At 60.9% G+C, this 23,357-nt stretch carries 18 protein-coding genes and 1 riboswitch; of the genes, 13 read left to right on the top strand and 5 right to left on the bottom strand.

The features are described 5' to 3' along the window. Window positions 1-498: 498 nt before the first annotated feature. Together LU196_RS19550 and LU196_RS19545 are read right to left on the bottom strand one after the other, a co-directional pair. Window positions 499-1,848: an MFS transporter gene (locus tag LU196_RS19550; protein ID WP_232761142.1), complete on the bottom strand. Its 1,350-nt coding sequence runs from the start codon at window positions 1,846-1,848 to the stop codon at window positions 499-501. A 161-nt stretch (window positions 1,849-2,009) separates the two neighbouring features. Further along, a complete protein-coding gene (locus LU196_RS19545) occupies window positions 2,010-2,912 on the bottom strand; it encodes a GntR family transcriptional regulator (RefSeq protein ID WP_232761140.1) in 903 nt (300 codons plus the stop codon). 136 nt (window positions 2,913-3,048) lie between these two features. Here LU196_RS19545 and LU196_RS19540 point away from each other — a divergent pair, with 136 nt between their 5' ends. After that, entirely contained in the window at window positions 3,049-4,077 is a 1,029-nt protein-coding gene (locus LU196_RS19540; protein ID WP_232761138.1) for a zinc-binding alcohol dehydrogenase family protein, read from the top strand. Between the two features lie 6 nt (window positions 4,078-4,083). On the opposite strand, the gene LU196_RS19535 is transcribed toward LU196_RS19540, so the two are convergent. Further along, window positions 4,084-5,001 carry a nucleoside hydrolase gene (locus LU196_RS19535; protein ID WP_232761137.1) on the bottom strand — a complete coding sequence of 306 codons (918 nt, stop codon included), beginning with the start codon at window positions 4,999-5,001 and terminating at the stop codon, window positions 4,084-4,086. A 117-nt stretch (window positions 5,002-5,118) separates the two neighbouring features. Beyond that, a riboswitch (Fluoride riboswitch) is annotated at window positions 5,119-5,194 on the top strand. A gap of 87 nt (window positions 5,195-5,281) precedes the next feature. On the opposite strand from LU196_RS19535, the gene crcB reads away from it, so the two are divergent. Together crcB and LU196_RS19525 are read left to right on the top strand one after the other, a co-directional pair. Further along, window positions 5,282-5,659 (top strand): fluoride efflux transporter CrcB, encoded by a 378-nt coding sequence (gene crcB / locus LU196_RS19530; protein WP_232761135.1) that lies wholly within the window; start codon window positions 5,282-5,284, stop codon window positions 5,657-5,659. A gap of 105 nt (window positions 5,660-5,764) precedes the next feature. Further along, window positions 5,765-6,562, top strand: coding sequence for a sugar phosphate isomerase/epimerase (locus LU196_RS19525; RefSeq protein WP_232761134.1), 798 nt, complete (start codon window positions 5,765-5,767; stop codon window positions 6,560-6,562). Here the strand turns inward: LU196_RS19525 and LU196_RS19520 are convergent. Next, the gene (locus LU196_RS19520) at window positions 6,559-7,164 is read right to left on the bottom strand and encodes an alpha/beta hydrolase (protein WP_232761133.1); all 606 of its coding nucleotides are present in this window, start codon (window positions 7,162-7,164) and stop codon (window positions 6,559-6,561) included. The two genes, LU196_RS19525 and LU196_RS19520, sit on opposite strands and share 4 nt — an antisense overlap. A 203-nt stretch (window positions 7,165-7,367) precedes the next feature. Between LU196_RS19520 and LU196_RS19515 the strand changes: the two genes are divergently transcribed. Then, window positions 7,368-8,492 carry a GNAT family N-acetyltransferase gene (locus LU196_RS19515; protein ID WP_232761132.1) on the top strand — a complete coding sequence of 375 codons (1,125 nt, stop codon included), beginning with the start codon at window positions 7,368-7,370 and terminating at the stop codon, window positions 8,490-8,492. Here the strand turns inward: LU196_RS19515 and LU196_RS19510 are convergent. Further along, window positions 8,489-10,321 (bottom strand): ABC transporter ATP-binding protein, encoded by a 1,833-nt coding sequence (locus LU196_RS19510; RefSeq protein ID WP_232761131.1) that lies wholly within the window; start codon window positions 10,319-10,321, stop codon window positions 8,489-8,491. The genes LU196_RS19515 and LU196_RS19510 overlap by 4 nt on opposite strands. Before the next feature lie 63 nt (window positions 10,322-10,384). On the opposite strand from LU196_RS19510, the gene LU196_RS19505 reads away from it, so the two are divergent. The 9 genes from LU196_RS19505 to LU196_RS19465 all read left to right on the top strand — a co-directional run bounded on the left by LU196_RS19505 (window position 10,385) and on the right by LU196_RS19465 (window position 23,020). Next, window positions 10,385-10,900, top strand: a complete 516-nt coding sequence (locus LU196_RS19505) for a GNAT family N-acetyltransferase (RefSeq protein WP_232761130.1) — start codon at window positions 10,385-10,387, stop codon at window positions 10,898-10,900. Window positions 10,901-12,333: 1,433 nt separating this feature from the next. After that, entirely contained in the window at window positions 12,334-13,767 is a 1,434-nt protein-coding gene (locus LU196_RS19500) for a DNA cytosine methyltransferase (RefSeq protein ID WP_232761128.1), read from the top strand. A 285-nt stretch (window positions 13,768-14,052) separates the two neighbouring features. Next, complete coding sequence (locus LU196_RS19495; RefSeq protein WP_232761127.1) at window positions 14,053-15,216, top strand: HD-GYP domain-containing protein; 1,164 nt, start codon at window positions 14,053-14,055, stop codon at window positions 15,214-15,216. A gap of 109 nt (window positions 15,217-15,325) precedes the next feature. Continuing rightward, window positions 15,326-15,415 carry a K(+)-transporting ATPase subunit F gene (gene kdpF, locus LU196_RS19490; protein WP_100701897.1) on the top strand — a complete coding sequence of 30 codons (90 nt, stop codon included), beginning with the start codon at window positions 15,326-15,328 and terminating at the stop codon, window positions 15,413-15,415. Beyond that, the gene (kdpA, locus tag LU196_RS19485) at window positions 15,415-17,094 is read left to right on the top strand and encodes a potassium-transporting ATPase subunit KdpA (protein ID WP_232761125.1); all 1,680 of its coding nucleotides are present in this window, start codon (window positions 15,415-15,417) and stop codon (window positions 17,092-17,094) included. Before kdpF ends, kdpA begins: the two co-directional genes overlap by 1 nt. Before the next feature lie 7 nt (window positions 17,095-17,101). Continuing rightward, window positions 17,102-19,150: a potassium-transporting ATPase subunit KdpB gene (gene kdpB, locus LU196_RS19480; RefSeq protein WP_232761123.1), complete on the top strand. Its 2,049-nt coding sequence runs from the start codon at window positions 17,102-17,104 to the stop codon at window positions 19,148-19,150. Window positions 19,151-19,161: 11 nt separating this feature from the next. Further along, entirely contained in the window at window positions 19,162-19,734 is a 573-nt protein-coding gene (gene kdpC / locus LU196_RS19475; RefSeq protein ID WP_232761122.1) for a potassium-transporting ATPase subunit KdpC, read from the top strand. A 49-nt stretch (window positions 19,735-19,783) separates the two neighbouring features. Next, window positions 19,784-22,468 (top strand): two-component system sensor histidine kinase KdpD, encoded by a 2,685-nt coding sequence (kdpD, locus tag LU196_RS19470; protein WP_232761120.1) that lies wholly within the window; start codon window positions 19,784-19,786, stop codon window positions 22,466-22,468. Between the two features lie 54 nt (window positions 22,469-22,522). Further along, window positions 22,523-23,020 (top strand): TIGR00645 family protein, encoded by a 498-nt coding sequence (locus tag LU196_RS19465; RefSeq protein WP_232761119.1) that lies wholly within the window; start codon window positions 22,523-22,525, stop codon window positions 23,018-23,020. Window positions 23,021-23,357: the final 337 nt, after the last annotated feature.

The raw sequence follows: 23,357 nt of genomic DNA, 5'->3' as shown, positions 1-23,357 counted from the left end.
GCCCATCGGCCCTTTGCCCGTACGCCGCAGCGGGGCGGCTGCAACTGCCGTGCGGTTAGCGGGCGGAACCCGCTCAGGGTTCAGTAAAACCGGCTTTGCGGGCCGGAACCCGCTCAGAACCGGCCCTTTGCCCGTACGCCGCAGCGAGGCGGCTGCAACTGCCGTGCGGTTAGCGGGCGGAACCCGCTCAGGGTTCAGTAGAAACCGGCTTTGCGGGCCGGAACCCGCGCAGAATCGGCCCTTTGCCCGTACGCCGCAGCGGGGCGGCTGTAACTCCCGCAGGGTTAGCGGGCGGAACCCGCTCAGGGTTCAGTAAAAACCGGCTTTGCGGGCCGGAACCCGCTCAGAACCGGCCCTTTGCCCGTACGCCGCAGCGGGGCGGATGAAACTGCCTTGCGGTTAGCGGGCGGAACCCGCTCATAGCCATGCCGGCTGAGCGGCCGGACCCCGCTCAGCGCCCGGCCAACGCCTTGGCCAGCGCCCTGAATCCGCTCAGATTCACCGATCCGTGATCGGCTTCCTCACTAACACCCAATACGCCAGCGCGCCCACCACCGTGACGGCGGCGCAGATCATCAGCGCCAGGCTAAATGACTGGGTGGTATCCAGCACCCAGCCAGTGATAATCGGCGCGAAGGAAGCAAACACAAAGCTGGCGAAGTTTTGAATACTGCCCACGGAAGCGGTCATGCGTGCGGTGACGTTGGCGTGAATCAATCCCCAGCAGGAGGTGCCGGCAAAGTGGATGCAGAACAGCGCCAGACCAATCAGCGTTACCGCGCTGGTGGTGTCAGTGGCACGCGTCACGAAGGTAGTAAAGGCCGCTGAGAGCAGCATACCGCTGACAATTGACACCTTCCGCACCTTGACGGCATCGTGGCCGCGGCGCACCAGCGCATCCACCACGTAACCGTTCAGCAGCATGCCTGCGGCGCCAAACAGGAACGGAATGGCCGCCAGCACGCCGGTGCTTTTCAGATCAAGATGATAGGTGGATTGCAAATAACCGGGCAGCCAGGCGATATAGAGCCATGCGGTATAGTTGATGCCGCTAAAGCCAATCATCATGCCCCACATGGTGCGCTGCTTAAACAGCCCGCGCCATTCGGCAAAACTCAGCGGCTCTTTACGCGACGCCACGCTGCCCGCCTGCAGGTAGTGAATCTCTTCACCGCTCAGGGTGCGGTTGTCGCGGTCGCGGTACAGCAGATACCAGCCCACCGCCAGCGCCATACCGAGCACGCCGATGGTGACGAACATCCCGCGCCAGCCCATCACCAGCATCATCGCTGCCAGAATCGGCGGCGCGATGGACAAGCCGATCATCGAGGCGGCGTTGAACATGCCCATCGGCATCCCGCGATCTTTGATATTGAACCAGTCGTTGATCACCTTCACGCCGCAAGGATTCATGGGCGCTTCGCCAATGCCGAGGCCAATGCGCACCAGCACAAACTGGGTGAAATTGTGCACCAGACCAGCGGCCGCCTGAAACAGCGACCAGACAAACATACCGATCGCCAACATGATGCGCGGCCCTTTGCGATCCAGCAGCGCGCCGCAGGGCAGCTGCGCCAGGCCGTAGGCCAGGGAGAAGGCCGAGAGCAGCACGCCAATTTCGGTGGCGGAGAGGCCGAGCTCACCGCGAATGGTCATGTTCGCCACCGACAGCGAGCTGCGGTCGAGATAGTTAATCATGGCGGCAAACAGCAGCAGCAGCATGGCGGTGACCTGGATCTTCTTGATGCGCGGTGAGCGCACCACATCCCCGCGCGCCGGGATAAAATCCAGGGCGTCAGCGTCCGGGCGCACGCTATCGTCGCGTCCCTGAACCGAACTCTTTTCCATCACAACCTCCCGGGTTCTGCAGTTTCTTGTGGGTGTTAGCGCGCCCGGAAACGGGGCGGGCGCAGCGGATGTATCGGAGACTAGAAGCAAACCGCGCGCAATGTGGCGTAGATGTTTCAGAACCGTGCGGAGGCTTATGCTTTGCGGTTTTTTATCGGGTTTTAATGAAATTGCCGCAGCGAGCGCACCATGGAGCTTTTGGCCGTCTCCAGATGCGCGTGCAGCGCGCACTGGGCGTCGGCATCGCGGCGGCTGAGCAGCGCCGTTAAAATCGCCATATGCTCTTCCAGCGCCACAATGTTGCGCTGCTGCAAATCGCTTTCATCCCACTGATAGTGCGAGTGAAAAATCACCGAAATGATCTCCAGCGACTGGGTGAAAAACACGTTATTGGCGGCGGAAAGAATCAGGGTATGCATCGCTTTGTCGAGCGCGGCGAACTGGCGATAGTCGTGCGCAAGGGTATCGCGCAGCGTGCGGTGGCGATCGAGCAGCGTGCGCGCTTCCACCCAGCGATCATCGTGCGCAGGCAGATTCAGAAAGCGGTTGAGCGCGTGGGTTTCTAGCATTTCGCGCAGCTCAAACAGCTGTTCCGCATAGGCCTGGTCAAACTTCTTCATGCGCCACTGGCCGCGCTTGACCGGCTCCAACAGGTTATAGCGCATAAAGCGCAGTAAAAATTCACGCACCACCACCGGGCTGACGTTACCGCGCTGCGCCAGTTGCAGCTCGGTGAAATGGTCGCCCGGCACCAGCTGCCGCTGATTGATCAGCTGGAAAAAGGTGTGTTCAAAGTGTCTGGTCTGCTGCTCGATCGGCGGTGCCAGCGCGTCAAAGCCGTCCTCGTCGCACGGATCGCGCACAATCACCCAAGCTTCACCCACCTGCTCCAGCACGCCCCGCGCCTGCAAATGGCGCAGCACATGGCGCACGGTGGTGCGGCTGATATTGAACATTTCGGCCAGCGCCGCTTGGGGCGGCAGCGGCGAGCGAACATGACGCTGAGTCATCGCTTCCAGCATTTGGTTAATCACGTTTTGACGCAGGTGTTGGCTTCGGCTCACGGCACTCTCCGGTTTTTGGCGCGATTAAAAACCAGATAAAGACCAAATAAATCGTGATGGTTCACACTTCTGTCGGTGCATGACGCGATAACGCGCTTTTTTCGCCATAACTGCGGCAACAGCACAGGAGAAACCGATGACAACCATGAAAACGCTGGTGGTGAATGAACCCCGCAGTCTGATCTGGCAAGCGCGCCCCCTGCCAACGCCCGCCGCGCAGGAGGTCCTGATTAAGGTGATTACCGCGGGGATCTGCGGCACCGACATTCACGCCTGGGCGGGAAACCAGCCTTTCTTCAGCTATCCGCGCGTGCTCGGCCATGAGCTGTGCGGTGAGGTGGTGGCGTGCGGTAGCCCGACGTGCGGCTTTACGCCGGGGCAGCGTGTGGCGCTGATCCCCTATGTGGCCTGCGGGCAGTGCGATGCCTGCCAGAGCAGCAAAACCAACTGCTGTGAGCACATTTCAGTGATTGGCGTGCACCAGGATGGGGGATTCTGCGAGTACCTGAGCGTGCCTGCCACCAATCTGCTGGCGGTGGATGACGTGGCGCCGGAAGCGGCGGCGCTGATTGAGCCGTTTGCCATTAGCGCCCATGCGGTGCGCCGCGCGGCGATCGCGGCCAACGACGCGGTATTAGTGATCGGAGCCGGACCGATTGGCCTCGGCGTGGCGGCGATTGCGGCAGCGGCGGGCGCGCAGGTTACGGTGGCGGACACCAGCGCGCCGCGCCGCACCCACGTAGCGCAGCAGCTGGGGCTGACCGCGTACGATCCGCTGTCGGCGGATTTTGAGCAGCAACTGCGCGTCGGATTTGGCGGCAAACTGGCGGCGAAGGTGATCGACGCCACCGGTAACCCCGCGTCCATGAACGGTGCGGTGAAATGGCTGCGCCATGGCGGCACGCTGGTGTTTGTCGGGCTACACAAAGGCGACCTGGTGATCCCGGATATCGAGTTCCACAAGCGAGAAACCACGCTGCTCGGCAGCCGGAACGCCACGCGGGAAGATTTCGCTAAAGTGTGCGAACTGATGGCAAACGGCACGCTTCATGCGGACATGATGCTCAACCAGCGCTACGATTTTTCCACGCTGGCAGCGCGCTTTGAACCCGATGTGATCAACAACCGCGCGCTGATCAAAGGTGTCATCCACTTTAGCCGTTGACGGTGATTAACGGCGCAGCGTGGCGAAAAAGTGGTCACGCACGGCGTCGGCGTCCACCGTCAGACACAGCCGCTGCGCAGGCAGGTCCGCAAAGGGATCGTGGCGCGACGCGAGCGTGCCGAGGCGGCGCAGCGTCTGGCCGCAGCTAATGCCTTCCGTGACAACGCGCACCGGCGAGGCCGTGACGCCAAACGCGGCGGGCAGCGCAAGCCACGACAGGGTCAGCGTATCGTGCAGCGCCATGCCGTCGAAGCCCTCTTTTTGTAGGCTATAGGCCAGATAAGGGCGGCAAATGGCGCTGAGCACCGGCTGGTTAAGCTGGCGCACCTCATCACCGGTAATCAGCACCTTGTGCGTGACATCCAGCGGCACCACCACCACCGGCAGCGCAGAGGCCAGCACCTGATCGGCGGCGTGCGGATCTTTCCAAATATTAAACTCCGCAAAGGGCGTGACGTTGCCCGCGTGACCGTCGGTGCCGAAGGCGCCGCCCATGATCACCACCTCTTTCACCAGCGGAATAATGTCGGGCGCCTGATTAATGGCGCTGGCGATATTGGTCAGCGGGCCGATGGCAACCAGCGTGATCGTGTGCGGCTGCGCACGCACGCTATCGATAATGAACTGCACCGCGCTGGGCGCGTCCTCGCTGTAAGGATTGTCGAAGGCGTCGCCCAGTCCATCTTTGCCGTGCAGCAAAGCGGGTGCGGACGGTGCCTGCGCCAGCGGGCGCGAGCAGCCGCGATAGACCGGCGCCCGGATACCCATTTTCTCGCAAAATAGCCGGGCGTTCTTCACCGCCTGGCCCACCGGCACGTTGCCAAACACCGTGGTAATGCCGAGCAGCTGCTGCGTGCGCGCGGCATAGGCCAGCGCAAACGCATCGTCCACGCCGATATCGGTATCAAAAATCACGCTGTGCATTGTGGGTTCCTTGTAAGCAGGTGGATCACGCTAAACCGGCCGTTCAGCGTGGTGAAAACGGAACGGGTACGGCTGCAGGGCGCATATTGTCACCTTGACTACGGCGGCGTATTATCGTGCCGCTAAGGTGATGGCGTGCCACCTTTCCCAACCGCCGTTCTGGCAACAGACGGCTGATGACGCCTGACAACACTCGTATCCCTGCGCGGGAGACGGCGGTGTGTCAGGCGCGTTTCTGTCCTGCCGCAGCCCTGCGCCAAACCCTCAGGAGTTTCCAATTATGGTGAAATCATTACTGGCTGTCGTGCTTGGCGGTGCGGTGGGCTGCACGCTGCGCTGGCTTGTTTCTCTGCGCTTCAACGCCTTCTTCCCCAACCTGCCGCCGGGCACGCTGATGGTGAATCTCGTCGGCGGCTTTATCATTGGCGCGGCCTTGGCTTTTTTTGTGCGCCATCCGCAGGTCGATCCCTTTTGGAAGCTGCTGATTGTCACCGGTTTATGCGGCGGCTTGACCACCTTTTCCACCTTTTCGGCGGAGATTGTCGGACTGCTGCAAAGCGGTAAATACCTGTGGGCGATGTCGAGCGTGATGATCCACGTGGTCGGTTCGCTGCTGATGACCTTCGCGGGATTTGCCGTAGTAAACCTCTTAGGCTGAAAGCGAAACGCATCCCAGGCTTGAAATAACGCTTTAGAGGTAGATACTGATGAGGCGTTGTCATCTTTCTGTCACCGCTTTATCCGGACGATTAAGGAGCCCGTGATGCCGAGTAACCTCAAATTCCTTAACCTGGTGTTGTTGAACGGTGAACCAGAAGCGAAGCTGCGCGCGGCGCGCGCGGCAGGATTCGACCAGGTGGAGATCTGGCAGGACGACGTGCAGGCTGACACCCGCGCGCTGGCCGAACAGCTCCAGCTGGGCTTTACCAATGTGCAGGTGCTGCGCGACTTTACCGGCGCGCCCGACCACGCGCGCCTGCAAAAACGCGCGGAGCTGCGTGCGTTTATCGCGCTGGCGCAGCGCATTGGCTGCGACACCATTCAGGCACCCGCCACTACGCGTGAGGATTGCGTGCCGTCGCGTATTGACGAAGATCTGCGCTGGCTCGCCTCAGAAGCGGCGCGCTACAACATGCGCATCATGTATGAACCGATGGCCTGGTGCAGCGTTGACAACACGCTGCCGCTGGCATGGGAGCGATTACAGCGCCTCGACCAGCCAAATATTGGCCTGGTGATCGATCTGTTCCACATCTGCGCGCGCGGCGGCGATGCTGCACAGTTAGACGGCATTCCCGTCGATCGCATTTATGAAGTGCAGCTGTGCGACATGGCTGAACACCCGCCGCAGCAGAACGCGGCGCTGAGTGACTATGCGCGTCATCAGCGCCTGCTGCCCGGCGACGGCATCATCGACGTGGGGCGCTTTGTCGACAAACTGAAAAGCGCGGGCTACTGCGGACCGGTGGGCATTGAAGTGTTTAACGATGCGCTGAAAGCGCAGCCGGCCGAGGTGGCTGCGCGTCAGGCTTGGGAGGCACTTAACCGCTTCTGGCCTTAATCCTGCAGACACTGGGCAATAAACGCTGCCGCCTGCATCGCGCCTTGTGAAGAAATGGTGTGGCCAGTGGGCGTCTCAAAGTGCGCCTCCAGCGTCACGCCCGCCGCTTTCAGGCGCTGCGCCGCGCTTTCACTCTCGCTAAAGGGGATGACCTCATCGGCTTTGCCGTGGATCAGCAGGGCAGGCACGTGCGGCTGCGGCGACAGCGCGCCGTCAAAAGAGAGCCGTCCTGAGAACGCCACCACGCCCGCCAGCGGATAGCGGCCAGCCGCCAGCGCGTCCAGCGCCATAATGGATCCCTGCGAAAAGCCCACCAGAATCACCTTGTGCCACGCGTCCGTCATGCCGTGCTGCGTCATCACCGCGCGCAGCGTTTCATCAAAGGCCGCACGCGCATCGCGCACGCGCGCTGGCCGGTTTTCGGGCGTGATGCCGGTCAGGCTAAACCATTGGTACCCCATAGCATGTTCAAACGGGAAGGGCGCATCCGGCGCGGCAAACGCCACGTCTGGCAGCAGCGGCGACCAGTGCTGGCCGAGCACCGCCAGATCCGCGCCGTTGCTGCCAACACCATGTAAAAAAATCACTAATGCTTTTGCCATCGGGATGCTCCTGATCGATCCTGTAAGACGATTACCGCGAACGACACGCTGCCGTTCGGGTGCGTAGCCGAGAGTATACCGGATGGAACGCAGCAGAAACCCTGCTGCGGCAAACGCCCTGCACAATCCGTGCGTCGCGGCTTCCCCCGGTGGAGAAAACCTGCTGAACTAACCGTTCGCGTTGCGCTGGCCGGGAGCCTTTCATGCCGCTTTTACACGCCTCATCCATGGCGGACATCGCCGCCGCAGAATGGGATGCCCTATTACCTGACAATCAACCGTTCCTGCGTCACGCTTTTCTGCTGACGCTGGAGGAGAGCGGCAGCGTGCGACCGGAAACGGGCTGGCAGCCGGATCATTTGCTGTGGCGTGAACAGGGCACGCTGCGCGCGGCGCTGCCGGGCTACCGTAAACGCCACTCGCAGGGAGAATACGTGTTCGATCACGCGTGGGCGGATGCCTGCCAGCGGGCCGGCATCCCTTATTATCCTAAATGGCTGGGCGCGATCCCGTTCAGTCCCGTCACCGGGGCGCGTCTGCTCGGTGAGACGCACGCGGTGAACGCGATCCTGCACGCGTTACCTGACGAATTACACCAGCACGGCCTGAGCGGGGCGCATATCAACTTCACCACGCCGCAGGCCGATGCCGCGCTCACGCAGCAGCCCGATTGGCTGCTGCGCTTGGGTCTGCAGTATCACTGGCACAATCCGGGCTACCGGGATTTTCAGGATTTCCTCGACACCTTAATGTCGCGCAAGCGCAAACAGCTGCGTAAAGAGCGTGAACAGGTGGCCGCCAGCGGATTCGATTTCACCTGGTATCGCGGCGATGCGCTACGCGAAGATCAGTGGGATTTCATTTACACCTGCTATGCCAACACGTACGCGGTGCGCGGCCAGTATCCTTACTTGACGCGCCCATTTTTTAGCCTGCTGGCGGCACGCATGCCGGAGGCGATTCGCGTGGTGATCGCCACGATCCAGGGACAGCCGGCGGCGATGGCGTTTTGCCTCACCGACGGCATCACGCTGTATGGCCGCTATTGGGGATGCCTGGCCGAGTTTGATCGGCTGCATTTCGAAACCTGTTTTTATCAGGGAATGGATTTCGCCATCGCCGAAGGGCTGCAGCGCTTTGACGCAGGCGCGCAGGGCGAACACAAGCTGGTACGCGGGTTTGTGCCCCAGCTCACCCACTCATGGCACTACCTGTGCCATGAAGGGCTGCGGGACGCGGTGGCGGATTTTCTGGTGCAGGAACGTGCCGGCGTGCGCGCCTGGGAACACGACGCGCGCGACGCCCTGCCATACCGACGCGGCCCTTAGTCCGCGCCGACAAACCCGCCGGTCTGGTGCTGCCACAGACGCGCATACAAGCCGTTTTGCGCCAGCAGTTCGCGGTGGTTGCCCATCTCGACGATGGCGCCATGCTCCAGCACCACCAACCGATCCATTTTGGCAATGGTTGAAAGACGGTGGGCAATCGCGATCACGGTTTTGCCCTGCATCAGCGTTTCCAGACTCTCCTGAATGGCCGCTTCCACCTCGGAATCCAGCGCCGAGGTGGCCTCATCCATGATTAAAATCGGCGCGTTCTTTAGCAGCACGCGCGCAATGGCAATACGCTGCCGCTGGCCGCCGGAGAGCTTCACGCCGCGCTCGCCTACGTGCGCATCCAGCCCGGTTCGACCTTGGGGATCGGACAGATGCGGAATAAACTCATCGGCGCGCGCCTGCTTAATGGCCGCCTGTAGCTCCGCCTCGGTGGCGTCCGGGCGTCCGTAGAGCAGGTTTTCCCGGATGGAACGGTGCAGCAGAGAGGTGTCCTGCGTGATCATGCCGATTTGCCCGCGCAGGCTGGCCTGCGTCACCTGCGCGATGTCGCTATCATCAATGCTGATACGCCCGCCGTTGATGTCATACAGACGCAGCAGCAGGTTAACCAGGGTGGATTTACCCGCGCCAGAAGGGCCAATCAGGCCAATCTTTTCGCCCGGCTCAATGGTGAGGTTGAGGCGATTAATCACCTGACGGCTGCCACCGTAATCAAAGCGCACATCCTCGAAGCGAATCTGCCCGCGCGTGACGCGCAGCGTGTGTGCGTTAGGCGCGTCCTGTACGCTCAGCGGCTGTGAAATGGTGCCCAAGCCGTCCTGCACCATGCCGATGTTTTCAAAAATGCCGTTGACCACCCACATGATCCAGCCCGACATATTCACCAGACGGATCACCAGCCCGGTGGCGAGCGCGATGGCACCGACGCTGATCAGCGACTCGCTCCATAACCACAGCGCCAGGCCAGAGGTGCTGACGATCAGCAAGCCGTTCAGCGTGGAGAGGGTGATATCCATGGTGGTGACCATGCGGCTGGCGTGCTGGGTTTTGTCGGTTTGCTCTTGGATCGCCTCGCGCGCATAGCGGCTTTCCAGATCGTTATGGGCAAACAGTTTTAGCGTGGCGATGTTGGTGTAGCCGTCCACGATGGTGCCCATGAGTTTGGAGCGTGCTTCCGAAGAGACCACCGAGCGCTGCTTCACGCGCGGCACAAAGAAGCGCAGCGACAGGCTGTAGGCCACAATCCAGATCGCCAGCGGAATGATCAAGCGCCAGTCTGCCTCGGCGAACAGCACCAGTGAGGTCACGGCATAAATCACCACGTGCCAGATGGCGTCCACCAGCTGCACGGCGGAGTCACGCAGCGAGTTACCGGTTTGCATAATGCGCTGGGCAATGCGTCCGGCGAAGTCATTTTGAAAGAAGTTCAGGCTCTGACGCAGGATGTAGTTGTGATGCTGCCAGCGAATCATGCTGGTCATACCGGGGTTAATGCTCTGATGGACCAGCATGTCATGTAACGCGATGACCACCGGCCGCAAGATCAGCGCCACAAACCCCATCCACAGCAGGGTGGGCCAGTGTTCACTGAACAGCGTGGCCGGGGTGGCGTGATTCACCAGATCGATAATGCGGCTGAGGTAGCTAAACAGCGCCACTTCAATCAGCGCCTGCGCCAGCCCCACGACCAGCAGGGCGGCAAAGCTGGGCCACACCTGCCGCAGGTAGTAAAAATAAAACGGCCACACGCTGTCGGGTGGGGAATCCGTTGGTGCATCCTTGAAAATATTGATAAAACGTTCAAAACGACGATACAACATAAGGCCACTCTTTCCGTTCGGTGAGAGTTAACAGCTTAGTGCATGCAAAAAGGGATGACCGATATGGAATTGACGATCCGCGGACGTGAACCCGGCGACGCCGCCGCTTACCAGCGTTTATACAGCCACCCGGAGGTGTATCGCTGGACCACCCAACTGCCGTTTCCCAGCGTCGCCACCTGGAAACAAAAGTTCGAAAAAATGGATGCGATGGGGTATATCGGCTTTGTGGCGGAACTGGACGGGCAGATGGTGGGTGAGCTAACGCTGTTTGTGGAGCAGCGTCCGCGCACGCGCCACGTGATCAGCTTTGGTATCAGCGTCGATCCGGCGTTTGGCGGGCGCGGCATCGGCGAAACCCTGATCCGCACCGCGCTGGATTATGCCTACAACTGGCTGGGTATCGTGCGCGTTGAGCTGGAGGTGTTTCACGATAACCACCGCGCGCGCCGTCTGTATGAGCGGCTGGGATTCCAGCAAGAGGGCGTCAAGCGGCAAGCGTGTCTGCGGGAAGGGATATATCACGATATCGTGATGATGGCGAAATTAGTGGGGGATGAGGGTGGGGTGGCCCGCTAAGCCGGTGGTGGACCCTGAGCGGGGTCCGGCCCGCTCAAGCCGGCATGGCTATGAGCGGGTTCCGGCCCGCTATGCCGGTTTTTAGTTGCGCGGGCTCACGCATTGACCGCTTTGCTGGTCTGACTCTGCGCGGGTTCCGCCCGCTAACCGCACGGCAGTTTCATCCGCCCCGCTGCGGCGTACGGGCAAAGGGCCGATTCTGAGCGGGTTCCGGCCCGCTATGCCGGTTTTTCGTTGCGCGGGCTCACGCATTGACCGCTGTGCTGGTCTGACTCTGCGCGGGTTCCGCCCGCTAACCGCAAGGCAGTTGCAGCCGCCCCGCTGCGGCGTACGGGCAAAGGGCCGATGGGCGCGGCCCTTTGCAATCCGCGCCCTGCGCCAGCCTCCGCTGTTCCCTCACTCCGCCGCGCCAGCCTCACGGACCGCGCGGATTCGCCATCCCTGGCTCATTCCGCCCTCTCAGCGGCATCCCTGCCGCTTCGTCCTGGCCGTCACGCTCCATTCGGCGCTCCGGATGGCGCTCAACACCTCGCCTTTAAGAGCCTTTTTCTTTTTTCTGTCTGGTGTTGTCTGGGTGGCCGTAAACGCGTCTGCGAAGGCAATGGCTGGCTGAAAAAAACAGAAGACAGAAGGTATCTGATGAACACCGCGAGGGCGGGATGTTACTTAAAAGTCTTTCAGCCACGCACTGGCACCTGGAGATAAAAAACATGAAAGAGGTTTGCTTAACGCAGCGCGGTGCGGATGCACCTTAAAAATCTTCCCGCCGCGCGGTGGCTGCGAAAAAAATCATGGCGTGCAGCGGGGGGTGTGAAGCGCCATCCCCACTCGCTGAACGACTGAAGCCTTCCAGGGCGAGCGGCATGGATGCCGCGAGAGGCGGCGTTGAGCAGGAGCGAATCGACGCCGGTCCGTCAGGAAGGCTGAGGGAGTGAAGGCACCGCGCAGCGGCGAGTGGGGCTGGCGCAGGGCCGGGGAGTGCAGAGGGCGCGGCCTGGCGCCCTCTGCTCGGTCGCCGCAGCGCGGCAAAGGCACCTGCCAGTGCCATGGCGAACGAAAAATGCTCCGTGCTAACGCCAGCACCGCGCCAGCGGAAAAGCCTCGAGCCGCTGCCTGCGGCATAAGCCCGCCACTGCAAGTGGCAAAGGCACCTGCCAGTGCCATGGCGAACGAAAGACGCTCCGTGCCAGCGAGAAGGCACCCTAGCCGCTGCCTGCGGCACAAGCCCCGCCACTGCAAGTGGCAAAGGCACCCGCCAGTGCCATTGGCGAACAAAAATCGCTCCGTGCCAGTGAAACGGCACACCAGCCACTGCCCGTGGCGAATCTACCCGCTGCCTGCGGCACAAGCCCCGCCACGGCCCATGGCAGAAAAACGCATCTCTGGGTCAAATGAGTGATACAGTTTCACCCATAAGACCCTTTGGAGGCGTTATGTCTGAATTTGAGGTGCTGGCGCAGGATCTGCACGAGAAAGCCGTGTGGGAAGCGCAGCAGCAGCAGGAAAACGATAAAAAACTGATGGCGCGGGTGTTGGCGATTTACGGCCAGAAAACCGTGGCGGAGTTGCTGAGGAAAGTTGGCAACCACGAGTGGAGCCGCGAGACGCTTAACCGCTGGGTCAATGGCAAAGCGGCGGCGAAGTCGCTGACGGCCGCCGAGGCCGCGCTGCTGCAAAAAATGCTGCCAGAACCGCCTGCGCACCATCCCCATTATGCGTTTCGCTTTATCGATCTGTTTGCGGGCATTGGTGGCATCCGTAAAGGCTTTGACGCCATTGGCGGACAGTGCGTTTTTACCAGCGAATGGAATAAAGAGGCGGTGCGCACCTACAAAGCCAACTGGTTTAACGATGAGCAGGCCCACACGTTTAATCAGGATATCCGCGATGTCACCCTCAGCCACGCGCCAGCGATCACCGAGCAGGACGCTTACGCGCACATCAACGCACACGTGCCCGATCACGACGTGCTGTTGGCAGGCTTCCCGTGCCAGCCGTTCAGTCTCGCGGGCGTGAGCAAGAAAAACGCGCTGGGCCGCGCGCACGGGTTTGAGTGTGAAGCGCAGGGCACGCTGTTCTTCGACGTGGCGCGTATCATCAAAGCCAAACAGCCAGCTATTTTTGTGCTGGAAAACGTTAAAAACCTCAAAAGTCACGACAAAGGCAAAACCTTTAGCGTCATCATGCAGACGCTCGACGAGCTGGGCTATGACGTGGCGGATGCGCAGCACAGCGGCAAGGGCGATCCGAAAGTGATTGATGGCAAACATTTTCTGCCGCAGCACCGGGAGCGTATTGTGCTGGTGGGCTTTCGTCGAGACCTGAAGCTGCATCAGGACTTCACGCTGCGTCACATCAGCCAGTTCTTCCCCACACGGCGGCCTGCATTAGGCGAGTTGCTGGAGCCGGAGGTGGACAGCAAATACATTTTGACGCCGAAGCTCTGGCACTATCTGTACCAGTATGCGAAAAAGCATGCCGCAAAAGGCAACGGCTTTGGCTTCAGCCTGATCGATCCTACCGATCCCAACAGCATCGCGCGCACGCTTTCTGCACGCTATCACAAAGATGGATCGGAGATCCTGATCGACCGCGGCTGGGACCGCGCGCTCGGCGAAGCCGACTTTGCCGATGCTGACAACCAACTGCGGCGGCCACGCAGGCTGACGCCCCGTGAGTGCGCCCGCCTGATGGGCTTTGAAACGCCCGGCGGAAAACCGTTCCGCATCCCGGTTTCCGACACGCAGTCCTATCGCCAGTTTGGCAACTCGGTGGTGGTCCCGGTGTTTGCCGCCGTGGCGAAAATGCTGGAACCCGTGATTCATCAGGCGGTGGCGGCGCGCCGCAGCGTGATGAAAAAGGGCTAAAAGAGACGCCCGGCGTGATGATGCCGGGCACGCTTTTTGCCTCTTCTGCGAATGACCTCACAGCGCGTCACGGACGCGCGTTTTAACCTCTCTCTGTGCAATTAAAGCACGCCGGTTACCCACCCTTTTCGTTATGATAAACTTCGCCAATATTCAAATAATTACCGTTAATCTGCGCATCTGAATCGATTACATCGTCACATTTCGCGCAAATCCATCCTGAAGATTTATTTTAACGCTGCCGATATCTCCTCCTACTGTCCACGCATATTAAGGAGCGATATCGTGATTAAGCTGATAACCGTTGACGAACTGCGACAGGGGATGTTTATCCACAAACTCGAAGTGTGGTGGATCCGGGACAAGCGCATTCGTAACCAAATGCTCATCACCGATAAAAGCCAGATCGCGATGATCCGTAATGAGGGGATTCAGCAGATCTGGATCGATCTTGACCGCACGGTGCAAGCGCCGGCGGTGGCCGAACCGCGCAAGGCGATCCCCAAAACGCCGTTTTTCCAGGAGTTGGATCAGGCGCAGGCCATTTTCAACCAGGGCAAGCCCAAGGTGCGGGCGATGTTTCACGAAGCGCGCATGGGTGCGAGCCTCGATCTGGCGTCCACGCTTGAGCTGGTGGACGAGATCGCGGGTTCTATTACCCGTGCGCCGACCGCGCTGCTTAGCGTCGCGCGGCTGAAAAACCACGATGATTACACCTATCTGCACTCCATGGCGGTGTGCGGTCTGATGATTCTGCTGGGTAAAACGCTGGGCCTGTGCGAGGCGCAGCTGCGCCGTGTGGGCATGGGTGGCCTGCTGCACGATGTCGGTAAAGCCGCCGTGCCGCTGGCGATCCTTAATAAGCCTGACCGACTCACCGAGGAAGAATTTGCCATCATGCGCCAGCACCCCATTGAAGGCGCACAGATCCTGATGGAAGCGGACGCAGAAAACGACCTGGTAGATATCGCGCTGCATCATCATGAAAAGGTTGACGGCACCGGCTATCCGCACGGCCTCAAAGGCGAGTCCATCTCGCTGTATGCGCGCATGGCGGCGGTGTGCGACGTCTATGATGCCGTGACCTCAATACGCCCTTATCACAAAGCGTGGACCTCGGCGGAAGCCATGCACCATATGTTGAGCTGGCGTGGGCATTTTGACAGCACGATGCTGCAGGCTTTCGTGCAAACCATCGGCATCTATCCGGTGGGGTCGCTGGTGCGGCTGGCGTCGGGCCGCGTGGCGCTGGTGGTGCAGGCCGGTGAGAAATCGCTGCTCAAGCCTAAAGTGCATGTGTTCTGGTCGCTGCACGCGCAGCGCGAGGTGAAGCCGCAGCTGTTGGATCTGGGCGATTCGTTCTGCACCGATAGCATCACCGGTGCAGAGAACCAAGGCCTGTGGCAAAACGTCGATCTCAACCGCGTGTGGGCGCTGGAAAGCGCTTAATTTACCGCCATTTTTATACTTTCTTTACGCCTGCCTCGCCTCTTTTTACCGCTTCTTTATGCCTTCCCGCGCATGCTTGCAGCACGATTGATCCCTTCTGGAGGTTGCTGTGAGCGTGGGCGTTATCGCCGGCATCGTGCTGGTCTTTATTCTGTTGGGCTACCTGATTTATGCCCTGCTAAACGCGGAGGCATTCTGATGGCGGCGAATGCGTTTTTACTGATTGCGCTGTATATGCTGGTGCTGCTGGTGCTGGCACAGCCGCTGGGGCGCTTTATGGCGCGGATGGTGGCGGACAAGCCGCTGCTGGCGCGCAGTGAACGGCTACTGTGGCGGCTGGCGGGCGTGGAGGACCGCGCCATGCGCTGGCCGCACTATCTGCTGGCGATCCTGCTGTTTAACGCGCTGGGCTTTGTGCTGCTGCTGGTGATGCTGATGGCGCAGGGCGCGCTGCCGCTTAATCCACAGCACTTGCCCGGTTTGTCGTGGGATCTCGCGCTGAATACCGCCATCAGTTTTGTCACCAATACCAACTGGCAAGCCTACGCCGGTGAAAGCACGCTGAGCTATTTCAGTCAGATGGCGGGCCTTACGGTGCAGAACTTCCTCTCTGCGGCCACCGGTATCGCCGTGGCGTTTGCGTTGATTCGCGGCTTCGCTAACCGCTCGCTGGCTACGCTGGGCAACGCATGGCGCGACCTGACGCGCATCACCCTGTACCTGCTGTTGCCTATCAGTCTGCTGATGGCGCTGTTCTTCGTCAGCCAGGGCAGTATTCAAACGTTTGAGCCGTATCAGGCAATCACCACCCTGGAAGGGGCGCACCAGATGCTGCCGCTCGGTCCAGTGGCGTCGCAGGAAGCGATAAAAATGCTGGGTACCAACGGCGGTGGCTTCTTTAACGTCAACTCGGCGCACCCGTTTGAGAACCCGACCGCCCTCACCAACGTTGTGCAGATGCTGAGTATCTTCCTGATTCCGGCCGCACTCTGCTTCGCCTTTGGGCAACACCTCGGCGATCGGCGTCAGGGCCACATGCTGCTATGGGCCATGAGCATCATGTTTGTGCTGGCGGTCATCGCCGTGATGTGGGCCGAAGTTCGGGGAAATCCGCACTTCCTGACGCTGGGCGCGGACAGCGCCATCAACATGGAAGGCAAAGAGACGCGCTTCGGCATTCTCAACTCCAGCCTGTTTGCGGTGATCACTACGGCGGCTTCCTGTGGCGCGGTCAACGCCATGCACGATTCCTTTACCGCACTGGGCGGCATGGTGCCGATGTGGCTGATGCAGTTAGGTGAAGTGGTATTTGGCGGCGTGGGCGCAGGCCTGTACGGCATGCTGCTGTTTGTGCTGCTGGGCGTGTTTATCGCCGGGCTCATGATTGGCCGCACGCCGGAGTACATGGGCAAGAAGATCGACGTGTGGGAGATGAAAATGACCGCGCTGGCGATTCTGGTCACGCCGACGCTGGTGCTCTTGGGCACGGCGCTGGCGATGATGACCGAGGCTGGGCGCGCGGGCATGGCCAATCCGGGCATTCACGGCTTCAGCGAAGTGCTTTACGCCGTTTCATCGGCGGCCAACAACAACGGCAGCGCCTTTGCAGGACTCAGCGCCAACACGCCGTTCTGGAATCTGCTGCTGGCCGTCTGCATGCTGCTGGGCCGCTTCGGCATCATCATTCCGGTGATGGCGATTGCCGGTTCGCTGGCGGTAAAACGCATTCAGCCGGTGGGTAACGGCACGCTGCCGACGCACGGTCCGCTGTTTATTGCGCTGCTGATCGGTACCGTGTTGCTGGTTGGGGCGCTGACTTTCATTCCCGCACTGGCATTGGGCCCGGTAGCGGAACATCTGCAACTCACTCAGGGATAACGGAATCATGAGTCGTCAACAACTGGCGCTGTTCGATGGGCATCTGCTTAATATCGCCCTGCTTGATGCGCTGAAAAAACTCGATCCGCGCGTGCAGGTGCGCAATCCGGTGATGTTTATGGTGTGGCTGGGCAGCGTCCTGACGACGCTGCTGGCCGTTGGCATGGCGATGGGCCAGCTGAGCGGCAGCGCCGCCTTCACCGGCGCCATCGCGGTGTGGCTGTGGTTTACCGTGCTGTTTGCTAACCTGGCGGAAGCGTTGGCGGAAGGGCGCAGTAAGGCGCAGGCCAACAGTTTAAAAGGCGTGAAGAAAACCAGCGAGGCGAAAAAGCTCGGCGAGCCGCGCTACGGCGCCAGCTGGCAGAGCGTCTCCGCCGACACGCTGCGCAAAGGCGACGTGGTGCTGGTGGAAGCCGGCGATATTATCCCCTGCGATGGAGAAGTGCTGGAGGGGGGCGCATCGGTGGACGAGAGCGCCATTACTGGTGAGTCTGCGCCCGTGATCCGCGAGTCGGGCGGGGATTTTGCCTCGGTCACCGGCGGCACGCGCATCCTCTCTGACTGGCTGGTCATTCAGTGCAGCGTCAATCCGGGGGAAACCTTCCTCGATCGTATGATCGCCATGGTCGAAGGTGCCAAACGCCGCAAAACGCCGAACGAGATCGCGCTGACGATTTTGCTGGTCTCTTTGACGCTGGTGTTCCTGCTGGCGACCGCCACCCTGTGGCCGTTTTCCGCCTGGGGCGGCACGCCGGTGAGCGTGACGGTGCTGGTGGCGCTGCTGGTGTGTCTGATTCCGACGACCATCGGCGGCCTGCTATCGGCGATTGGCGTAGCGGGCATGAGCCGCATGCTGGGCGCTAACGTCATTGCCACCAGCGGCCGCGCCGTGGAAGCGGCAGGCGATGTGGACGTGCTGATGCTGGATAAAACCGGCACCATCACGCTCGGTAATCGCCAGGCGACGCAGTTTCTGCCCGCGCCGGGCGTCACCGAACAGCAGTTGGCCGACGCCGCACAACTGGCCTCGCTGGCGGATGAAACGCCGGAGGGGCGCAGCATTGTGGTGCTGGCGAAGCAGAAATTTAACCTGCGCGAGCGCGATCTCAGCAGCATGGGGGCGACCTTTATTCCGTTCTCGGCGCAAACGCGCATGAGCGGCGTTAACGTCCAGGACCGCTTGATCCGCAAAGGGGCGGTAGATGCGGTGCGCCGCCACATTGAAGCCAGCAACGGCAGCTTCCCGAGCCAGGTTAACGCCAGCGTTGAAGAGGTGGCGCGCGCCGGGGGGACGCCGCTGGTGGTGGCCGAGGGTGCGCAGGTGCTGGGCGTGGTGGCGCTGAAAGATATCGTTAAAGGCGGTATCAAAGAGCGCTTTGCCGAACTGCGCAAAATGGGCATTAAAACGGTGATGATCACCGGCGACAACCCGCTTACGGCGGCGGCCATCGCGGCGGAAGCGGGCGTGGATGATTTTCTCTCAGAAGCAACGCCAGAAGCCAAGCTGGCGCTGATTCGCCAGTATCAGGCAGAAGGGCGGCTGGTGGCGATGACCGGTGACGGCACCAACGATGCGCCCGCGCTGGCGCAGGCCGACGTGGCAGTGGCCATGAACTCCGGTACGCAAGCGGCAAAAGAGGCGGGGAACATGGTCGATCTCGACTCCAACCCCACCAAATTGCTGGAAGTGGTGCATATCGGTAAACAGATGCTGATGACGCGCGGATCGCTCACCACCTTCAGTATCGCCAACGACGTGGCAAAGTATTTCGCCATTATTCCGGCGGCGTTTGCGGCCACCTATCCGCAGCTCAACGCGCTTAACGTTATGGCGCTGCACTCGCCCAACTCCGCCATCTTGTCGGCGGTGATTTTCAACGCGCTGGTGATCGTGTTCTTGATTCCGCTGGCGCTAAAAGGGGTGAGTTACCGACCAATGAGCGCGGCGGCGCTGCTGCGTCGCAACCTGTGGATTTACGGCGTGGGCGGCATCGTGGTGCCGTTTATCGGCATCAAAGCCATTGATGTGTTACTGACGCTGTCCGGTCTGGTTTAAGGAGAAGAGAAATGAGTCAGTTACGTCCGGCTATTGTATTGTTATTGGTGCTGACGCTGCTCACCGGCGCGGCATATCCTTTGGTCACCACCACGTTAGCGCAGTGGCTGTTCCCGGCGCAGGCCAACGGCTCGCTGATTGAACAGCATGGCGTGGTGCGCGGTTCAGAGGAGATTGGGCAGGCTTTCAGCCAGCCCGGTTACTTCTGGGGACGGCCTTCCGCCACGGGCGATGCGCCCTATAACGCCATGGCGTCCAGCGGCAGTAATCTGGCGGCGAGTAATCCCGCGCTGGATAAAGCCGTGACCGAACGCGTGGCGGCGCTGCGCAGCGCCAATCCGCAGGCTTCTGCCACCGTGCCGGTTGAGCTGGTAACCGCGTCCGCCAGCGGCCTCGATCCCGATATCTCGCCCGCCGCGGCGCTGTGGCAGGCACCGCGCGTGGCGGCGGCGCGCAAGATGGCGCTGGAAGACGTGCAGGCGATGATCGATCGCCACACCGCCCATCCGCTGCTGCCGTTTATCGGCGAAGAGACGGTGAACGTGCTGCAACTGAACCGGGCGCTGGACGCGCTTCAGCAATAAACCCGCGCAGGCCGACGCAGGCGCTGACTTAACTTAATGGACCGCTGCATTGAACGATACCGATGATGATGTACTGCGCCCCGATCCCGATGCGCTACTGCTTAACCACAGCGACAGCCATCGCGGCAAGCTGAAAATCTATTTCGGGGCCTGCGCGGGCGTAGGAAAAACCTTCGCCATGCTGCAAGAGGCGCAGCGCCTGCGCGGGCAGGGGCTCGACGTGCTGGTTGGCGTAGTGGAAACGCACGGGCGCGAAGAGACGGCGGCGCTGCTCACCGGGCTGGCGATTTTACCGCGACGCCCCACCGGCCGCTCCCGCCACGCCGAATTTGACCTTGATGCGGCGCTGGCGCGCCACCCGGCGGTGATCCTGATGGATGAGCTGGCGCACACCAACGTGCAGGGCTCACGGCATCCCAAACGCTGGCAGGACATTGAGGAGCTGCTAGAGGCGGGCATTGACGTCATCACCACGGTGAACGTGCAGCACCTTGAGAGCCTGAACGATGTGGTGGCGGGTATCACGGGCATTCAGGTGCGCGAAACCGTGCCCGATCCCTTCTTTGACAGCGCCGATGAGGTGGTGCTGGTGGATCTGCCGCCGGACGATCTGCGCCAGCGGCTCAAAGAGGGCAAAGTTTACGTCGGTGACCGCGCCGAGCGCGCCATTGAAAACTTTTTCCGCAAGGGCAACCTGTTCGCGCTACGCGAGCTGGCGCTGCGGCGCACCGCCGATCGGGTGGACGATCAGATGCGCGCCTGGCGCGATCGGCAGGGCCGCGACAAGGTGTGGCACACGCGCGATGCCATTCTGCTGTGCATCGGTGATGATACCGGCAGTGAAAAGCTGGTGCGCACCGCGGCACGCCTTGCGGCGCGGCTCGGCAGCGAATGGCACGCGGTCTACGTCGAAACCCCACGCCTGAATCGCCTGCCGGAAACGCGGCGGCGCGGCATTCTGCGCACGCTGCAACTGGCGCAGGAGCTGGGCGCGGAAACCGCCACGCTCTCCGATCCGGACGAAGCGCGCGCGGTGTTGCGCTACGCGCGAGAACACAACCTTGGCAAGATCGTCACCGGTCGCCAGCCGCAGCGCCGCTGGCGGCGCGACAGCTTTGCCCAGCGGCTGGGCAAGCTGGGACCGGATCTGGATTTGCTGGTGGTGGCGTTAGATGAGCCGGTGCGTGATGCGCCGCATCCGCTGGGCAACAAACCGGCCAGCAGCGACAAATGGCGTCGCCATTTGCGCGGTTGCCTGATGGCGCTGCTGCTGTGCGTGCTGGTGACCACTGCCGGACGCTGGCTGCTGGTGGAGTTTGACCCGGCGAACGGCGTGATGATTTACCTGCTGGCCGTGGTGCTGGTGGCGCTGCGTTACGGGCGCTGGCCGTCGGTATTTGCCACGGTGATCAACATTCTGGCGTTTGACCTGTTCTTCGTTGCGCCCACCGGCACGGTGGCGGTGTCGGATTTACAGTATTTAGTGACCTTTGCGGTGATGCTGGCGGTCGGCGTGATTGTCGGAAATCTCACGGCGGGCGTGCGCTATCAGGCCAAGGTGGCGCGCTACCGCGAGCAGCGCGCGCGGCATCTTTATGAGATGGCAAAATCGCTGGGTAGCGCCCTGACGCCGCAGGATATTGCCGCCACCAGCCAGCGGGTAATTGATGTGACGCTGCAGGCGCGTAGTCAGCTGCTGCTGCCGAACGAGCAGGGCGAATTACAGACGGTGGGCGAGGCGGTGAGCGGCACGCCGCCGGACACCGGCATCGCCAAATGGAGCTTTAGCAAAGGCCAACCGGCGGGCGCGGGCACCGATACGCTGCCCGCCGTGCCCTATCAAATCCTGCCGCTTAAAAGCGGTAACCTTTGTCGCGGCCTGCTGGTGGTAGAGCCTGAAAATCTGCGCCAGCTGATGATCCCCGAGCAGCAGCGGCTGGTCGACACCTTTACGGTACTGATCGCCAACGCGCTGGAGCGCATGACGCTGTCGCAAAGTGAAGCCGCCTCACGCCTCGCCGCCGAGCGCGAACAGCTGCGTAACGCGCTGCTTTCGGCGCTGTCGCACGATCTGCGTACGCCGCTGACCGTGCTATTTGGCCAGGCAGAGATGCTGATGCTCGACCTGGCCAACGACAATTCGAAATATGTGGCGCAGGCCAGTCAGATCCGCGAGCAGACGTTGAGCACCATTCGTCTGGTCAGCAATATGCTGGACATGGCGCGCATCCAGTCTGGCGGCTTGAACCTGCGCGAGGAGTGGGTTGCGCTGGATGAAGTGATTGGCGCGGCGCTCAGTAATATGGCGCCGTTGCTGAAGGGCCATCATTTAGCGATGGATCTGCCGTCGGAGATGGTTCTTATCAAAGGTGACAGCACTATGCTGGAGCGCGTGTTTACCAATCTGATCGAAAACAGCCTGAAATACGCGGGCAACGCCGCGCAGCACGGCATTCGCGCCTGGTGTGATAAAGCGCGGTTGGAGATTGCAGTATGGGATAACGGCCCGGGGATCCCCGACGAGAACATCACGCGTATTTTCGACAAGTTTGTGCGCGGCGATAAGGAATCGGCGGTGCCGGGCGTCGGCTTGGGGTTGGCCATTAGCAAAACCATTATTGAGTCGCATCAGGGACGTATCTGGGCGGAGAATCGTCCGGAAGGTGGCGCGGCGTTTCGCCTGTCGCTGCCGCTGCCTACCGCGCCAGAAATTTCAGAAGAGGGGTTGAAATAACTTCACACAGCTTCGGGTATACTCGGCCTCTTGTTTGTTGATTGATGAGAAATTATGGAACGTTTTATCGAAAACCTGATGTATGCATCGCGCTGGCTGCTGGCTCCTGTTTACATTGGACTTTCGCTGGGGCTGCTGGCGCTTACCATCAAGTTCTTTCAGGAAATCTTTCATCTGCTGCCCAACATTTTCAGCATTGCCGAGAACGATTTGATTTTGCTGCTGCTGTCGCTGGTGGACATGACGCTGGTTGGCGGCCTGCTGGTGATGGTGATGCTCTCGGGCTATGAGAACTTCGTCTCCAAGCTGGATATCGATGAGAGCCAGGAAAAGTTAAGCTGGCTGGGGAAAATGGACTCCGGCTCGCTGAAAAATAAAGTCGCCGCGTCGATTGTCGCCATCTCCTCCATCCATTTGCTGCGCATTTTTATGGACGCGCGCAACGTCGCCAGCGACAAGCTGATGTGGTACGTGATTATCCACCTGACGTTTGTGCTGTCGGCCTTTGTGATGGGGTGGTTGGATAATATGTCGAAGGGAGAGAAAAAGTAGTTTTTTGCCACTTGCAGTGGCGGGCTTATGCCGCAGGCAGCGGCGAAGCTTCCTCGCTGCACGGTGCAACTTTCGTTCGCCATGGCACTGGCAGATGCTTTTGCCGCGCTGCGGCGACCGAGCAGAGGGTAGATTCGCCACGGGCAGTGGCTGTGGTGCTTTCTCGCTGGCACGGAGCGTGTTTCGTTCGCCATGACACTGGCAGGTGCTTTTGCCGCGTAGCGGCGACCGAGCAGAGGGCGCCAGGCCGCGCCCTCTGCACTCCCCGGCCCTGCGCCAGCCCCACTCGCCGCTGCGCGGTGCCTTCACTCCCTCAGCCTTCCTGACGGACCGGCGT

This window comes from Pantoea sp. Mb-10 (assembly GCF_021272205.1).
In the GTDB taxonomy this organism is placed as follows: Bacteria; Pseudomonadota; Gammaproteobacteria; order Enterobacterales; family Enterobacteriaceae; genus Pantoea.
The sequence above is the reverse complement of the archived record's forward strand: the minus strand, read 5'-3'. Positions and strand labels throughout refer to the sequence as shown.

Coding starts and splice junctions, on each gene's coding strand:
- kdpB (WP_232761123.1), top strand. CDS start 17,102: ATGAGTCGTCAACAACTGGCGCTGTTCGATGGGCATCTGCTTAATATC.
- LU196_RS19540 (WP_232761138.1), top strand. CDS start 3,049: ATGACAACCATGAAAACGCTGGTGGTGAATGAACCCCGCAGTCTGATC.
- LU196_RS19515 (WP_232761132.1), top strand. CDS start 7,368: ATGCCGCTTTTACACGCCTCATCCATGGCGGACATCGCCGCCGCAGAA.
- LU196_RS19510 (WP_232761131.1), bottom strand. CDS start 10,321: ATGTTGTATCGTCGTTTTGAACGTTTTATCAATATTTTCAAGGATGCA.
- crcB (WP_232761135.1), top strand. CDS start 5,282: ATGGTGAAATCATTACTGGCTGTCGTGCTTGGCGGTGCGGTGGGCTGC.
- LU196_RS19550 (WP_232761142.1), bottom strand. CDS start 1,848: ATGGAAAAGAGTTCGGTTCAGGGACGCGACGATAGCGTGCGCCCGGAC.
- LU196_RS19505 (WP_232761130.1), top strand. CDS start 10,385: ATGGAATTGACGATCCGCGGACGTGAACCCGGCGACGCCGCCGCTTAC.
- LU196_RS19500 (WP_232761128.1), top strand. CDS start 12,334: ATGTCTGAATTTGAGGTGCTGGCGCAGGATCTGCACGAGAAAGCCGTG.
- kdpA (WP_232761125.1), top strand. CDS start 15,415: ATGGCGGCGAATGCGTTTTTACTGATTGCGCTGTATATGCTGGTGCTG.
- LU196_RS19525 (WP_232761134.1), top strand. CDS start 5,765: ATGCCGAGTAACCTCAAATTCCTTAACCTGGTGTTGTTGAACGGTGAA.
- kdpC (WP_232761122.1), top strand. CDS start 19,162: ATGAGTCAGTTACGTCCGGCTATTGTATTGTTATTGGTGCTGACGCTG.
- LU196_RS19520 (WP_232761133.1), bottom strand. CDS start 7,164: ATGGCAAAAGCATTAGTGATTTTTTTACATGGTGTTGGCAGCAACGGC.
- LU196_RS19465 (WP_232761119.1), top strand. CDS start 22,523: ATGGAACGTTTTATCGAAAACCTGATGTATGCATCGCGCTGGCTGCTG.
- LU196_RS19535 (WP_232761137.1), bottom strand. CDS start 5,001: ATGCACAGCGTGATTTTTGATACCGATATCGGCGTGGACGATGCGTTT.